General features: G+C 64.8%; 14 protein-coding genes. 11 read left to right on the top strand and 3 right to left on the bottom strand.

What is annotated here, in order from left to right:
• Window positions 1-58 precede the first annotated feature (58 nt).
• Complete coding sequence (locus G4Y73_RS00235) at window positions 59-1,222, top strand: MFS transporter (protein ID WP_164228241.1); 1,164 nt, start codon at window positions 59-61, stop codon at window positions 1,220-1,222.
• A 10-nt stretch (window positions 1,223-1,232) separates the two neighbouring features.
• Here G4Y73_RS00235 and G4Y73_RS00240 read toward each other — a convergent pair whose 3' ends face one another.
• Both G4Y73_RS00240 and G4Y73_RS00245 read right to left on the bottom strand, forming a co-directional pair.
• The gene (locus tag G4Y73_RS00240) at window positions 1,233-1,976 is read right to left on the bottom strand and encodes a hypothetical protein (protein WP_205596426.1); all 744 of its coding nucleotides are present in this window, start codon (window positions 1,974-1,976) and stop codon (window positions 1,233-1,235) included.
• Window positions 1,963-2,835 (bottom strand): aminotransferase class IV, encoded by an 873-nt coding sequence (locus G4Y73_RS00245; RefSeq protein ID WP_164228242.1) that lies wholly within the window; start codon window positions 2,833-2,835, stop codon window positions 1,963-1,965. The genes G4Y73_RS00240 and G4Y73_RS00245 overlap by 14 nt, the downstream gene beginning before the upstream one ends.
• Before the next feature lie 111 nt (window positions 2,836-2,946).
• Here G4Y73_RS00245 and G4Y73_RS00250 point away from each other — a divergent pair, with 111 nt between their 5' ends.
• The 8 genes from G4Y73_RS00250 to G4Y73_RS00285 all read left to right on the top strand — a co-directional run bounded on the left by G4Y73_RS00250 (window position 2,947) and on the right by G4Y73_RS00285 (window position 9,092).
• Entirely contained in the window at window positions 2,947-4,197 is a 1,251-nt protein-coding gene (locus G4Y73_RS00250) for a penicillin-binding transpeptidase domain-containing protein (RefSeq protein WP_164228244.1), read from the top strand.
• Complete coding sequence (locus G4Y73_RS00255) at window positions 4,194-4,442, top strand: hypothetical protein (protein WP_164228246.1); 249 nt, start codon at window positions 4,194-4,196, stop codon at window positions 4,440-4,442. The genes G4Y73_RS00250 and G4Y73_RS00255 overlap by 4 nt, the downstream gene beginning before the upstream one ends.
• Window positions 4,443-4,455: 13 nt before the next feature.
• Window positions 4,456-5,379, top strand: a complete 924-nt coding sequence (locus G4Y73_RS00260) for an alpha/beta hydrolase (protein ID WP_164228247.1) — start codon at window positions 4,456-4,458, stop codon at window positions 5,377-5,379.
• A gap of 4 nt (window positions 5,380-5,383) precedes the next feature.
• The gene (locus tag G4Y73_RS00265) at window positions 5,384-5,791 is read left to right on the top strand and encodes a nuclear transport factor 2 family protein (protein ID WP_164228249.1); all 408 of its coding nucleotides are present in this window, start codon (window positions 5,384-5,386) and stop codon (window positions 5,789-5,791) included.
• Between the two features lie 87 nt (window positions 5,792-5,878).
• Window positions 5,879-6,592, top strand: coding sequence for an aspartate/glutamate racemase family protein (locus G4Y73_RS00270; protein ID WP_164228251.1), 714 nt, complete (start codon window positions 5,879-5,881; stop codon window positions 6,590-6,592).
• Window positions 6,589-6,873: a hypothetical protein gene (locus G4Y73_RS00275; RefSeq protein ID WP_164228252.1), complete on the top strand. Its 285-nt coding sequence runs from the start codon at window positions 6,589-6,591 to the stop codon at window positions 6,871-6,873. Before G4Y73_RS00270 ends, G4Y73_RS00275 begins: the two co-directional genes overlap by 4 nt.
• Before the next feature lie 44 nt (window positions 6,874-6,917).
• Complete coding sequence (locus G4Y73_RS00280; protein ID WP_164228253.1) at window positions 6,918-7,451, top strand: hypothetical protein; 534 nt, start codon at window positions 6,918-6,920, stop codon at window positions 7,449-7,451.
• Window positions 7,452-7,454: 3 nt separating this feature from the next.
• Entirely contained in the window at window positions 7,455-9,092 is a 1,638-nt protein-coding gene (locus G4Y73_RS00285; protein ID WP_240451103.1) for a BCCT family transporter, read from the top strand.
• 118 nt (window positions 9,093-9,210) lie between these two features.
• On the opposite strand, the gene G4Y73_RS00290 is transcribed toward G4Y73_RS00285, so the two are convergent.
• Complete coding sequence (locus G4Y73_RS00290; RefSeq protein ID WP_164228254.1) at window positions 9,211-10,734, bottom strand: ectonucleotide pyrophosphatase/phosphodiesterase; 1,524 nt, start codon at window positions 10,732-10,734, stop codon at window positions 9,211-9,213.
• A gap of 138 nt (window positions 10,735-10,872) precedes the next feature.
• On the opposite strand from G4Y73_RS00290, the gene G4Y73_RS00295 reads away from it, so the two are divergent.
• Together G4Y73_RS00295 and G4Y73_RS00300 are read left to right on the top strand one after the other, a co-directional pair.
• Complete coding sequence (locus tag G4Y73_RS00295) at window positions 10,873-11,490, top strand: hypothetical protein (protein WP_164228255.1); 618 nt, start codon at window positions 10,873-10,875, stop codon at window positions 11,488-11,490.
• Between the two features lie 118 nt (window positions 11,491-11,608).
• Window positions 11,609-13,735, top strand: a complete 2,127-nt coding sequence (locus G4Y73_RS00300) for an AsmA family protein (RefSeq protein WP_164228256.1) — start codon at window positions 11,609-11,611, stop codon at window positions 13,733-13,735.

Consider the following 13,735-nt stretch of genomic DNA (forward strand, 5'->3'; position numbering starts at 1 on the left):
TGATTCAGGGCTGCCCAGCCGGCCTTGATAAACAATGCCGATGCCCGGCGATCAGTCGATGCAATCCGTCAGCGCCACGACCTACGCCGTGGCCGGCGCCGGTCTGATTGCCATGAGCTACGGCCTGGCCCGATTTGCCTTTGGACTCTACGTGCCTTCGATCCGAGGCGAGTTGGACCTCACGGCCGGCGTTACCGGCGTCGTGGGCGCCATGGCTTACGTCAGCTTCTCGCTGGCCAGTCTGCTCGCCGCCCCCGTAGCCGGGTATCTGGGCGCGCGCGGTGCGGCCATCCTGGCCAGCCTGTTCGGCTTGTTCGGCCTGCTGACGATCAGTGGGGCTGCTGGTGCCTGGACGCTGGGTATTGGCGTGTTTGCCTGCGGCATCTGCACGGGTCTGATGATGCCCGCACTCACGGCGGGAATGCAGTCGGCTGTGCCGGCATTTGTCCATGGCCGCGTCAGCGCGGTCATGAACTCCGGTACCAGCATCGGCGTGATCGTCTCGGTACCGACCGTCGTTCTTCTAACCGATCTCTGGCGCGAGGCTTATTTCGGATTCGCCCTGATCGCGTTCCTGTGCGCGCTTGTGGCCTGGCGCCTGGTACCGCACGCCTCGCGTGCGCGCCGCGCGCAGGAAGGGATCGCCCGGCTCGCGCGCTCCCGGCGCTCGCCCTTGCTGCGCCTGGTGGTTTTCGGGCTGGGGATGGGTGTGGTGAGTTCGACGTACTGGGTATTCGCGCCCGACATGGCGGTTGCCGCCGGTGGCCTCGATTCGAGCGCGACAGGATGGATGTGGCTGGCACTCGGCCTGGCCGGCCTGGGTGGCGCGGCAGCTGGTGATCTGGCCGACCGATGCGGCGTTGCGCGGACGCAAGGGCTGGCATTCGCCGTCATGTCGCTTTCGCTTGTCGTACTTGCGCTCGCGCCGGGATCAATCGGCCTGGCTGTTTTCTCGGCCGCCTTGTTCGGGCTGGTCTACATGATCCTCACCGGCATCCACCTGGTCGCCGGGGTGCGCTTGCTGCCCGAGCGCCAGTCGCTTGGTGCGGCCGTTCCGTTCCTGGCCATAGCGGTCGGGCAGGCCGCCGGTTCGCCGGTCACCGGCGCACTCGTCGATCGGATGGGGCATATCGAGGCCTTCGTGGTCATGTCGATCGTCGGTGCCCTGTTCGTGCTGGGCTTCCGGTGGTTTCCGGAAACCAGGCCGCTTCAGGGGCCCTGACCAGGGCCTACTAGGGTCTCAAGCGCCGCGCGTAGAGCTGCCGGTAGAGTGGCTGACAGGACTCGGCCACCGCGCGGGCCCGGCCTTCGAATTCGGGGAGATCGTTAGGTGGCGGACCAAATCCGGTCGACTCCCATACTTTCTGGTACCAGTGTGGTGCCCATACACCGTCGGTTTCGCGCGGCCCACTGGGCCAGCTCATCATTTCCGGACGGAACTCGATACCGATTCGTTGGCACAGGGCGCGCAGGTGGCCTTCCGGTTCGGCCAGGAATTCCGTGCTGTCGATGATCGGCGGTTGCTGGCCGACGCGGCCGACGATGAAATCGTAGATGGCCTGTTGCTGCGGCACACCGATGTCCTCGGGCGAGACGGTGTCGCGCTTGTCGAGGTAGGAAGCCACCACGTGGCGCGGGTCGCGGATGAGGAAGACGTGGGTCAGCTTCGAAAGCCAACCGGTTTCCATCATCTCGGGCAGGATGTGGTGGGTCATGTGCTTCTGGTACCACACCCTTGCTTCATCGGGTGTCGGTCCGGTCAGGGTTTCGACCACTGAACGCCAGTCGGTGTCCATCGATGCGATGACCTGCTCACGCATCGGATGCGGCTCGCCGCTCATCTTCAGCCAGGCACCATAGAGGGGTTCGTCGCTGACGGTGCAGTCCGGTCGGTTTTCGAATGCGCGCATCATCGCCGTGGAGATGTTGCGCGGCCCCGACCACATGGCGATGCGAAGCGGTTCAGTCCCGGCCATCAGCTTCGCTTCGCAGCAACTCTGCATAGGCCTGCTGCAGCCGTTCGGTCACCGGGCCGCGTTGACCCGTGCCGATCGTACGCCCATCGACCTCGCCGACCGGCCGCAGGCCCGCAAGCGTACCGGTGGTAAAGGCTTCGTCGGCGGCGTAGACGTCGGTCAGGCTGAAGGTTTTCTCCGCACAGGGAATGCCGTGCTCGCGGCACAGTGACAGGACGTGGCCGCGTGTGATCCCGCCCAGGCAGTAGCGGCCGTCGGAAGTCATGATGGTGCCTTGCCGCACGATAAAGAAATGCGTGGAATTGCAGGTGGCGACGAAGCCGTCGGGGTCGAGCATCAGCGCCTCGTCGGCGCCGGCCACGCTCGCCTGGATGCAGGCCATGATGCAGTTGAGCTTGCTGTGGCTGTTCAGGCGCGGGTCCTGCACGTCTGGCGCGCCGCGGTGGACGTGGACGGTGAACAGGCGTTGCGGCGTCGTCAGGATTTCATCACTAACCGGGTGATGGCCGGGGATGATCACCAGGGTGGGGCCGCCGTGAATCAAACGCGGATCCTGGTAGGGTTCGCGACGCACGCCGCGTGTGAGCATGATGCGCAGGTGGGCGTCGTCGACCAGTTGGTTGCCTTCGATCACGGCCCCGACCGCCTTTTCCAATTCTTCGCGATCGGGCGTGCCCCGGATCATCAGGGCTTTCGCGCCTTCCTCCAGCCGCGCCAGGTGGGCCGCCAGAAAAGCAGGCTTGCCGCCAACCACACGTACGCCTTCCCACACGCCGTCGCCGAGCACGAAGCCGGAGTCGAACACCGAGACCGTTGCCTCGGATTCGGGGACCAGGCGCTCGTTGATCCAGATCTGCATCGTAAGGAGTGACTCTGAGTGGGGACGAAATGAGTCTAGCAGACGTCCTTCCCCTTTCCAGGCGGGTGCATTGGATCGATAATGGCAAGCCGTGATTCTGGAGATCGAGCCATGGCGGGCCGATGGACCGACGCCTGTACGCAAGTGCTTTTGCTTTGCGCATTCGCACCATTCCACCTGGCAGCGGCTTCATCCGAGCCACTGACGATTGCCCCGGATGGCGAGTTCGAGCGCCTGGTCGGTGAGCGCGAAGTTGTTTTCCTGGCACGGGAACTCGATGGTGATCAACTGCACGCCTTCTCTCGAGAGCGCCTGGAAGAGCGCCACCCACCGTTTTCCACCTTCAAGATTCCCAACCTCCTGATTGCTTTGGAGACGGGTACGATTGTCGATCCCGGAGCTTTCCGCGATTGGAATCCGGCCCTGCGTCCGGCTGATGACTTCTGGCCGGTTTCGTGGAAGCAGTCGCAAAGCCTGGAGACTGCTTTTCGTCGCTCGGCGGTATGGTTGTTTCGCGACATTGCGTTGGAAGTCGGCGGAGCGCAATACCGGCGGGACCTGGCTCGCTTCGACTACGGCAACCAGGCCGCACCCGACGGCAATGACGGTTTCTGGCTGGACGGCACGCTGCAGATTTCCACGCTCGAGCAGGTGGACTTCCTGACCAGCCTGTTGCAGGGCGAATTCGGCACCGCGCCCGAGCACATGGCCACCCTGCGCACATTCAGCCTGCTGGAGGAGGTCGATGGATGCCGGCTTCACGGCAAGACCGGGGCGGGCCCCGTCGGAGAGCACTTCGACGGCCCGTTCGAAGGCTGGCTGGTGGGCTGGTCGCAGTGTGGCGAAGCAGTACCCACGGTATTCGCGCTATGGACCCGAGGTTCGAGCTTCGCCGCGATCCGGGATTTCCGGCAGCAAGCCGCAATCGGGATGCTGCAGCATATCGGCGCGCTCCATGACGAGACACAGGAGGATGAAGACATGACGACGAACAGCCATATCCATCACGCCATCGATTACATCGAGATTCCAGTGACCGACCTGGCACGCGCCAAGCGCTTCTACGGCGAGGCCTTCGGCTGGACCTTCAACGACTACGGCGATCAGTATGTCGGCATTCGCAAGCCCGGCGCTGCCGCCGACAAAGAAGCAGGCGGATTCCGGCCGGTTGATTCCGTCACGCCCGGGGGCGTTCTGGTCATTCTCTACTCCGAGGATCTCGAGGCCAGCCTCGCCGGCGTGAAGCAGGCCGGCGGACGAATCACGCAGGAGCCGTTCGATTTTCCCGGTGGGCGGCGCTTTCAGTTTGCCGACCCGGATGGTCACGAACTGGCCGTGTGGAGCGCCCCGGCTGGCCAATGATGAGCTGGCGGGAGGGTCTGCTGTACGTGATGAGCGCGGTCACCGGTATCATCGGGCTGCTGCTGATCGGCACCTACGCCTGGTCGGTCTGGTCGGTGGTCGGCGAGCCGGACCAGTCCATCATTTTCTGGTATTCCGCTTTTCTGCTCTTCGGCCTGTTCCTGGTGGCCGTGGCGATTGTCTTTGTCGTGCTCGCCCGGATCATGCGGCGCGAGAATCGCGCAAACAGCGAACAGAAGCAATGAATGGAGAACGAACATGCGGATTGATGCGGGTTTCCGAGTCGTTGCGATCGGCTGGTTGCTGGCCGGGCTGATCCTGAGCACAATCGCGGTGGCCAGGAGCCCGGTCGAGTGGCGCGAGATCGTCGAACAAGCGCAGCCCGAGCCGGGGCTGCGTGTCAGCTATGGTGAGTCGCCGTCTCAGTTCGGTGAACTCTACCTGCCCGAAGGCGAGGGCCCGTTTCCGCTGCTTGTAATGATTCACGGCGGCTGCTGGCGGGTCGAGTACGGCCTCGATCACGTCGCGCCACTCGCCGATGATCTGCGTCAGGCGGGCGTGGCCGTGTGGTCGCTCGAGTACCGCCGCCTGGGCGAGGCCGGCGGCGGTTGGCCCGGGACCTTCGACGACATGGCGGCAGGGTTTGATCGGATCGAGGAACTGGCCGAATCGCATCCGCTGGATCTCGATCGGGTGGTCCTGGCCGGGCATTCGGCCGGCGGACACCTGGCGCTGTGGCTGGCGGCTCGCCAGCAATTGCCGGGCGACCATCGCTGGCATGCCGAAGCGCCGTCCGGACTGCGCGGCGTGGTGGGCCTGGCCGCCATCAGCAATCTGGAGCGCTACGCCGAAGGCGAGGGCGCGTGCAACCGCTCCGCGGCGGAGATCCTCGGCGAGGACGATTCGGGCCGGGAAGACCGGCTCGCGCTGATCAGCCCGGATCGGCTCTTGCCTCCGGCGGTTCCGGTGCATCTGGTTCATGGCCGCGAGGACAGTATTGTGCCGTTGGAGCAGAGCGTGATTCATGCCGCCCGCATTCGCGCGGCAGGCGGCGAAGCAAAGCGACATATTATCGAGAGCGCCGGACACTTCGACCTGATCGCGCCGTTCGCGGAGGCCTGGGTCGAGGTTCGATCGGTCATTCTGGCCGTGCTCGAGATCGATCCTGTTGAGGAGGAATAGCAGCATGAGACTCGCGGTTCTTCTGCTGGGCCTTGCGCTGGCTTCGGGCACCTGGGCGAAGTCACCTGACGAGGTGGTCGAGCGCTACATGGCGGCCTACAACGACCACGACATCGAATCCATGCTCGAGCTGGTTCACCCCGACATCCAGTGGTTAAGCATCGAAGGCGACCGGATCCGAGTCGAGACCGAGGGCGCCGAGGCATTGGCCGACGCCATGCGGGGGTATTTCGAGGCCGTGCCCTCGACCCGCTCCAGCATCGAGATGATGATGGTGTCGGGCAAACAGGTGAGTGTGCGCGAGCGAGCGCATTGGGAGTCGGCCGGTGAGCCACGGTCGCAGGCGGCGCTGTCGGTCTACGAAATTGCCGACGGCCGTATCGTTCGCGTATGGTACTTGCCGGCCGAATGAGTGGCCGTTGGCCGAGCGATTCGTAGACAACGACCGCGACGACTGCCGGGGCACCCGGTGTTGGGTCTGACCAAAGTGAATGAGCGCATGAAATGTCTGGGTCTGATCGGGGGCATGAGTTGGACCTCGACGATCAGCTACTACCGTCGGCTCAACCAACTCATCGCCGAGCGCCTCGGCGGACGCCACTCCGCCCGATTGCTGCTCTACAGCGTGGACTTCGACGCCGTCGAACGCTTGCAGCATGCCGGTCGCTGGGACGAGGCGGGCGAGTTGCTGGCCGATGCGGCGCGTCGCCTGGCTGCCGGAGGCGCGGAAGGGATCGTGCTGTGCACCAACACCATGCACAAGGTCGCCGGTCATATCGAGGCGGCCGTCGATTTGCCCCTGCTGCACATCGCTGATGCGACGGGTGAGGCCATCTGTGCCGCCGGCCATCGGCGCGTGGGCCTGCTGGGGACATCCTTCACCATGGAGCAGCCCTTCTATCGCCAGCGCCTGGTTGACCGTTTCGCGCTGGATGTGCTGGTGCCCGGTGAGAAGGATCGCGAGATGATCCATCGCGTGATTTTCGACGAGCTCTGCCGCGAGCGCATCGAGCCCGCGTCACGTCGCGCCTACCAGCGCATCGTCGCGGGTTTGGCCGAGAACGGCGCCGAGGCCGTGATCCTGGGCTGCACGGAGATCGCCTTGCTGATCGGACCGGATGATGTGTCCGTTCCGGTGTTCGACACCACAGAACTGCACGTACGCGCCGCAGTCGATTTCGCCCTCGGCAGAACGGAGCCGTCGCGGGCATGAGTTGGTGCCGGCTCGACCTCGGTGATGCCTTGCTGGCCGAGGGCGAACTCGATGACATTCGCGACCGATGCCGGACGGCCTTCGAACGGGCCGGCGCGCCAGCGGGCTGGGCGGTCTACCAGGCGCACGTTTCCGGAGGCCTGCACTGCAAGTTGCAGCTCTTCTTTTCGCCGGCGGCCGCAGCGCTGGCTCGCGGCTTGGGGGCACGGCGCTGCGATGAGCTGCCGCAGGGGATGAGTCTTCTGGCAGGCGATGGGGCCGGTCTGTTCGAACGCTCATGAGTAGAATGGCGGCATCGCCAGCCGGCTATCCGGAGTTTTGGTCCATGCATGCATTCCTGGCGCTTTGCTTGTTGCTGTTTTGCGCAACCGATGCCCCGGCGCAATCACCCTACGCCGGTGAGGAGCAGCGCCGCATCAAGTCCCTGTCTCCCGAGCGGATCGAAGCGCTGGAGGCCGGACACGGCCTCGGTTACGCCAAGGCGGCCGAGCTCAACGGCTACCCGGGACCCAGACACGTGCTCGACTTGGCCGATGAACTCTCGCTGAGCGAGCGGCAACGGGCCCGGACGCAGGCGTTGTTCGAGTCGATGCAGGCACGCGCTTCCGAACTGGGCCGCGAACTGATTGCGGCCGAGGCCGAACTGGATCGGGCTTTTGCGGAAAGAAAGATCACGTCCAAGAGGCTGGGTGAACTGCTCGCCGACAGCGCCCGGATCGAGGGCGAGTTGCGTCGCGTCCACCTGCAGGCTCATCTCGACCAGGTCGAAATGCTCGATGAAGCTCAGGTCGCCGAGTACCTGCGGCTGCGCGGCTACGGAAAGCAGGCGGGCGCCCACAGTCATCAGCACCAGCATTGATCCATGGGACGCTGGCGCGCGATGACCGGGTCTGCCTTCAAGCACCGCCTGGGCCATGCCCCCTGGACGCTGATCGTGTCGCTGACCGTCATGGCAGCCTTCCTGATCCTGGGTGTGCGCATGCCCGACCAGCTGGCTGCGGGTGCCGAGCAAGTGCTGGAATTCACCACCTCGCACTTCGGCTGGCTCTACCTGTTCGCCACCACCGGGTTCTTGATTTTCTGCATCGGGGTGGGCTTCAGTGTCTATGGCTCGATTCGCCTGGGCGCGGACGGCGAGGCGCCGGAATTTCCCTATCTCACCTGGCTGGGCATGATCTTCTCCGCCGGTATGGGGGTTGGACTGGTGTTCTGGGGTGTGGCCGAGCCGATGAGCCATTTCGTCGAATCGCCGCTGGGCAGGGCCGAACCGCGCAGTGCCGAGGCCGCCGGTCTGGCCATGCAGTACTCGTTCTTTCACTGGGGCTTTCACCAGTGGGCCAATTTCGGCGTCGTCGGTCTGGCCATTGCCTACGCCAGATTCCGCCAGGACCGGCCCGGCCTGATCAGCGAGACCTTCCGCGCCAGCCTGGGTGATCGCGTCGACGGACCGGCCGGCTACGGCATCAATACCCTGGCAGTGCTCTCGACGGTGTTCGGCGTGGCCACCACGCTGGGTCTTGGCATCATCCAGATCAATAGCGGTCTCGACCGGGTTGCGGGCATCTCCTTCGGGCTGGACAACCAGCTGGCCATCCTCGCCGGCATCGCAGTGATCTTCCTGCTCGCCTCGCTGACGCCACTGGAGTCGGGCATCCGCTGGGTCAGCGATGCCAACATGTTGCTCGCCGCCCTGGTGCTGGTGTTCGTGTTCTTTGCCGGGCCCACCGACTTCATCACGGCGGTGCTGACCAACGCCATCGGCGACTACTTTTCCAACCTCATCGGCATGAGCCTGGTGATGGAGCCCTACACCGGTGACGACTGGGTCGAGCGCTGGACCATCTTCTACTGGGCCTGGGGCCTTTCATGGGCGCCGTTCGTGGGCAGCTTCATTGCCCGTATCTCGCGCGGACGAACAGTGCGCGAGTTCGTGCTCGGTGTCATCGGTGTGCCGGTGTTGCTGAGCATGGTCTGGTTTGCCACCTTCGGGGGTTCCGCGCTGTACTTCGAACTGTTCGAGAACGCCGGGCTGGGGGATGCGGTGCTCGGGGAAATGAGCTCGGGGCTGTTCGCCATGCTCGACCTGCTGCCGGCCCCTGCCGTGCTCGGGCCGGCCGTGCTGGCGCTGATCGTGCTGTTCGTGATTACCTCGGCCAACTCGGCCACTTTCGTGCTGGGCATGTTCACCAGCCGTGGAAAGCTCAACCCGGGGCGGCCGATCCGGCTGATTTGGGGCGTGGTGACCGTCCTGGTTACCGGCACTCTGCTGGTCAGTGGCGGCCTGGGCGCGTTGCAGACGGTCTCCATCATCGCCGCCTTTCCGTTCATGCTGCTGATGATTTTCATGGCCGCTTCCCTGCTGCGCGCCTTCCGCGACGAGCAGCGCCAGAAGGAACTGCACGAAGCGCTCCTGCAGGAGCGAATCCAGCGTCTGCTCGAAGAGCACGATGCCGAACGCCAGGACGCCGAAGCACCGGAAGCCGACAACGACCCCATCTAGCTTTTCCTCAGCTAGCCGATCGTCGTGCCGGGATCAGTCCTCGCTCATCCCCGGACCTTCAACTTCAATCCAGTCATCGGGCCCCTTCTCGAGTCAGCTCGGGACGATTGCACGGATATCAATGCGAAGGGGTTTGGTCCGTTCCAGGTCGGCGGATCCGGCCAGCATCGGCCCTGACGCACTCGCCCAGTTCGGTACCATCCACTCGGCCGCTGGCACGCTGATCGTCGATCTCGAAGCTCAGGTCGGTGGCCTCGAATCGATCGACCGCATCCTCGACGCGGTCGAGCACGAAGATGTGCTCGCCGAAATGCAGGCTCATGTGGGCCGGCCCGATGCGGGCCTCGACGGCTCCGGCTTCGCATTCGAAGCGGGCGACCTGGTAGGCCGGGGCCCGGTCGGACTCGAGATAGGGCAGGAAGGTCTGAAGCCGGCCCTCGTGGTCGGCCGGGTCGAGATCGAGCAGGTGGGTCATGAGCGCGTAGACGTCGATGCTGCGCATGGCCGGACTGCGCGCGCCGGGCACGAAACCCGGGCCGCGGGCGATGAATATGCCGTGCATTTCGGCCAGGGCCGGGTCCCAGCCGTGCATGCCCCTGGGTGGATTGGGGTTGGCCATGTAGGGCTTGCTCGAGATCAGCCAGCCCGGGTCGGCTTCGACCAGCACGTCGGGCACGCGATAGTGACTGTCGAAGTGATAGCGATCCGGGATGTCCTCGCGCTGCCAGGCGCGCAGGTGCGGGGCGTCGGCCAGGGCGGCGACGATTTCCGCGGGTTCCATCTCTCCGGCCCAGATCTGGGCGGCGGGGCCCCAATCGGAGACATGAACCTTCGACAGGTCGATGTATTCATCCAGCGCGATCGTTCGTTCGGGGCTGACTTCGGACATGCCGTGGTCGGAGACCAGCAGGATGTTGATCTTGCCGAGCATGTCCATCGCCTCGAGTTCTTCGAGTAATCGGCCAAGCTGTGTATCGATCTCCTCGGCCGCGGCCAGGGTCGCGGGTGCGGCCGGGCCCGACCCGTGGCCGCGCGAATCGACGCTGCTGAAATACAGGGTCAGGAAGTCGGGCCGCTCGGCGTCCGGAAGCGCGAGCCAGTCGACGATCTGATCGATGCGTTCCTCGTGCGGAACGCGGCCGTCGTAGGGCTTGAAGTGGGTTGGCCGGGTGCGGTCGATGATGGCTTCGGAACCGGGCCAGAAATACGTCGCCGCAGTCAGGCCCTGCTGTTCGGCGGTCACCCAGATCGGCTCGCCGCCGCTGTACCAGAAACCGTCGTTGACGGCCTCGCGGTCGCCGAGCGAGAAGCGAGACTTGCGACGCGGGTCCCAGATGTTGTTGGCGACCACGCCGTGCGTACCGGGGTGGCGGCCGGTGACCAGCGTGTAGTGGGTGGCGAAAGTCTTGGTGGGAAAGGCGTGATGCAGGCTGTCGGCGTACAAGCCTTCCTCGATCAGGCGGTCGACGGTCGGGCTGTCGAACTGCTCGATGTAGTCGTGTCGGAAGCCGTCGATTGAAATCAGCAGCAGGGGCGCCGGAGCTTGTCCTTCGCGGCTGTCGGAAGCGGTTTGACAGGCAGACAGCAGGATCGCCAGGCCGATGACGGTAGCGAGAACAAGGCGCGGATATTGGACAGACATGGCGTGGACCGAAGCGATGAGGTCAAGCCGCTTATCATACGGGCCGATCGCTGGGCGGCGTGACGGAATTGCATTCCGGTGACGGAATCGCGCCGGATTTTGCGTTTCTTAGGTCACTCGATAACAAAGGAATGAAAAATGCCGAAGTTTCTGGTTGGATGTCTGGTCGTCATCGTCGTCCTGGTCGGTGTCGGCGGCACCGCAGGTTACTTCCTGGTCATCAAACCGGGCTGGGAGTTCGCCACCGGCGTGCAGGAGTTCGTGCAGGAGTATGCCGAGCTCAACGAGCAGATCGAGCGTCAGGACGACTTCGAGCTGCCCGAGGACGGCGGCATCACGAGTGAGCAGTTCCAGCGCTTTCTCGTGGCCCAGCGTGACATGCGCGAAGCCATGGAGGGTGAACTCGGCACTCTCAAGGAGCGTTTCGAGTCCATGCAGCAGGAGATCGACGACGAGGAGCGCGACGCCAACATCGGCGAGTTGTTCACCGCCTACCAGGGCCTCGGTGAACTGTTGATCGAAGCCAAGCGTGTACAGGTGGAAGCGCTCAACCGCTACAACTTCTCCTTGCAGGAATACCTCTACGTGCGCAACCAGACCTACCGGGCCCTGGGCCAGGAAGTGGCCGTGGCGTCTTTCGGCGACCAGGCGCCGCAGGTGCGCAGCTACACCGTGCCCGACGAGGTGGTCGAAATGGTCTCGCCCCACCGCGAAGAGCTGATGGAGGGGTACGCTTTCGCGTGGTTTGGAATCTGAATAGGGACCAGGGACCAGGGTTCAGGGTTCAGGCAGGCTCGGAGCGGTGGCAGTAAGGGCGCGGATGTGGAGCATTTGGTAAGCTTCCGGGCAATCGATTCGTTTGGAGGCTTGGCCGATGCTGCGCAAGATCGTTCTGGTGCTGTTCATCCTGATCGGGCTGCTCGTGCTGGCGATCGTCAGTGCGGCGCTGCTGGTCGATCCGGACGACTATCGCGAGGAACTGGCGGCCAAGGCGAGTGAGCAACTCGGCCGTGAAGTCCGGCTCGAGGGACCGATCGATCTGAAGTACTTCCCCTGGCTGGCTCTGGATATCCGCGACGTTTCGGTGGGTAATCCGCCGGGCCTCGAGGACGCACCCGACCTGGCCGAGATTCGTCGTGCCACCGCGTCGATTCGCGTCTGGCCGCTGCTGCGTGGCGAGCTGGAAGTCGGAGCGATCGGTATTGAGGAGGCGGCCATCAACCTGGTCAGCTCGCGCGGGGGGCGGTCCAACCTGGAGGGCCTTTTCGAAGCATCACAAACCGACCGGGCCGCGGACGAGCCGACCGACCTGAGCGGACTGCAGACCGGGGCGGTGAGTTTCGACAATGTCGTGCTCAGCCTGATCGACCTGGCCGAGGATTCGCGCACCGATATCCGGCTCGATTCGATGCGGCTCGACCCCTTCGCCGCCGGCCGCGAAGTCGGCGTGTCGTTTTCCGGTGCGATCAGCAGCGGTGACGGCGAGACGCAGCTGGTGCTGTCGCTCGACGGCGATCTGCGCGTTGCCGCCGACTTGAGCGAAATTGCCCTGTCGAACTGGCACCTGGACTATGAACTGCCGGCGGGCGAGGCCACGGGCCAGGCCAGCGGCAGTCTCCGACTGCGCCCCGAAGCGACGCCGGTCAGCCTTGAGTTGACTGACTTCGAGGGCGCGCTGGCCATGGCCGGCCTGGAGTTGACGCTGAGCGCCGACGAAACCATCCGTGCCGTGCTGGGTGAGTCGACGCGCGTCGAGTTGCCCGCGGCCCGGCTTGGACTCGATGGGCAGGAGCTGGAGCTCGACGGCGAGGCCGAGTTGGGTGAGCGCCTGATCGCCCGACTGTCGGTTTCCGGCGATCGGCTGGACCTGACCCGGCTGACGGCCGGCGGACCGGGCGATGGCGGGGAGACCGATGCGGAATCGGCCGGTGGGCCGAAGGATTCTGCGTTTGAGTTCCTCGAGTTGTCGTTTGCGCTCGAGCTCGGTGAGCTGGTGCTGGCCGAGGGCATGACGCTGACCGAAGTGAGCGCACGCAGCCGGCTCAGCAATGGGCTGCTGACCCTGGATCCGCTCACTGCCCGGCTGTTCGGCGGCCGTTTCGAGGGCAGTGCCCGGGTCGATTTCACTCAGCAACCACCTGAAGTGATCCTCACGCCCAGCCTGTCGGGCATCCGCGTCGGGCAACTGGCCGCGCTGTTGACCGGGCAGTCGCCGGTCGACGGTGAGGGCGAGATGAGCCTCGATGTCCGTTTCCGCGGATTCGAACCGCAGCAAATGCTCGGCTCGCTCAACGGCAACGGCGATTTCGCCATCGCCGAGGGCGTGCTGCAGGGCATCGACCTCGAGGCCCTGATCGAACAGGAATTGACCACCGACAACCTCGCCAGCATCTCGCGGGCTTTCGGCGGCGAGACCCGCTTCAACACCCTCAGCGGTGGACTGAGCATCGAGGGCGGCGTGGTCGAGCTGCCCGATCTGAACATGGCGGCGGCCGGCTACGCGGCCAGCGGTAGCGGTCGCATCGACCTGGCCGCCGGTGAGGTCGATTACCGCCTCGATCTCGATCTCGGCGAAGAATTGACCGCGCGTTTGCCGCGCGCTCTGCGCCGGGCCACCGAAGGCCGTATTCCCTTGGCGATCAGCGGTGAGCTCATGCGGCCGACGGTGACGGTTGATTTGGCCTCGATCGCCGAGAAGGCGGTGCGTGACGAAGTCGGCAGGCGGCTGCTCGAAGCGCTCGAATCCGATGACGATGATGATCCGGAACCTGAAGCGGACTCCGCGGGCGAGGCGGAGGTGGATGAGATCGACGGCGAGGCAGCCGAAGACGAAGCGGATGACAGCAGCACCGAGCGGCGCGAGGCTCGCCGGAACCTGCTGCGGGACCTGATGGGCTCCGATCGGGACGAGGACGAAGAAAGCGAGGATGCCTCAACCGGTGAGGAAGAACAGTCCGAAGAAGTCGAACCCGACGAGCCACCGCTGGTTCTGATCAGATAG

Origin of the sequence: Wenzhouxiangella sp. XN201 (genome assembly GCF_011008905.1) — a bacterium.
Taxonomy (GTDB): domain Bacteria; phylum Pseudomonadota; class Gammaproteobacteria; order Xanthomonadales; family Wenzhouxiangellaceae; genus Wenzhouxiangella.

Bases quoted from the DNA above. Each gene is read 5' to 3' on its own strand.
- G4Y73_RS00235 (WP_164228241.1), top strand. From the start codon at position 59: ATGCAATCCGTCAGCGCCACGACCTACGCCGTGGCCGGCGCCGGTCTG.
- G4Y73_RS00240 (WP_205596426.1), bottom strand. From the start codon at position 1,976: ATGGCCGGGACTGAACCGCTTCGCATCGCCATGTGGTCGGGGCCGCGC.
- G4Y73_RS00245 (WP_164228242.1), bottom strand. From the start codon at position 2,835: ATGCAGATCTGGATCAACGAGCGCCTGGTCCCCGAATCCGAGGCAACG.
- G4Y73_RS00250 (WP_164228244.1), top strand. From the start codon at position 2,947: ATGGCGGGCCGATGGACCGACGCCTGTACGCAAGTGCTTTTGCTTTGC.
- G4Y73_RS00255 (WP_164228246.1), top strand. From the start codon at position 4,194: ATGATGAGCTGGCGGGAGGGTCTGCTGTACGTGATGAGCGCGGTCACC.
- G4Y73_RS00260 (WP_164228247.1), top strand. From the start codon at position 4,456: ATGCGGATTGATGCGGGTTTCCGAGTCGTTGCGATCGGCTGGTTGCTG.
- G4Y73_RS00265 (WP_164228249.1), top strand. From the start codon at position 5,384: ATGAGACTCGCGGTTCTTCTGCTGGGCCTTGCGCTGGCTTCGGGCACC.
- G4Y73_RS00270 (WP_164228251.1), top strand. From the start codon at position 5,879: ATGAAATGTCTGGGTCTGATCGGGGGCATGAGTTGGACCTCGACGATC.
- G4Y73_RS00275 (WP_164228252.1), top strand. From the start codon at position 6,589: ATGAGTTGGTGCCGGCTCGACCTCGGTGATGCCTTGCTGGCCGAGGGC.
- G4Y73_RS00280 (WP_164228253.1), top strand. From the start codon at position 6,918: ATGCATGCATTCCTGGCGCTTTGCTTGTTGCTGTTTTGCGCAACCGAT.
- G4Y73_RS00285 (WP_240451103.1), top strand. From the start codon at position 7,455: ATGGGACGCTGGCGCGCGATGACCGGGTCTGCCTTCAAGCACCGCCTG.
- G4Y73_RS00290 (WP_164228254.1), bottom strand. From the start codon at position 10,734: ATGTCTGTCCAATATCCGCGCCTTGTTCTCGCTACCGTCATCGGCCTG.
- G4Y73_RS00295 (WP_164228255.1), top strand. From the start codon at position 10,873: ATGCCGAAGTTTCTGGTTGGATGTCTGGTCGTCATCGTCGTCCTGGTC.
- G4Y73_RS00300 (WP_164228256.1), top strand. From the start codon at position 11,609: ATGCTGCGCAAGATCGTTCTGGTGCTGTTCATCCTGATCGGGCTGCTC.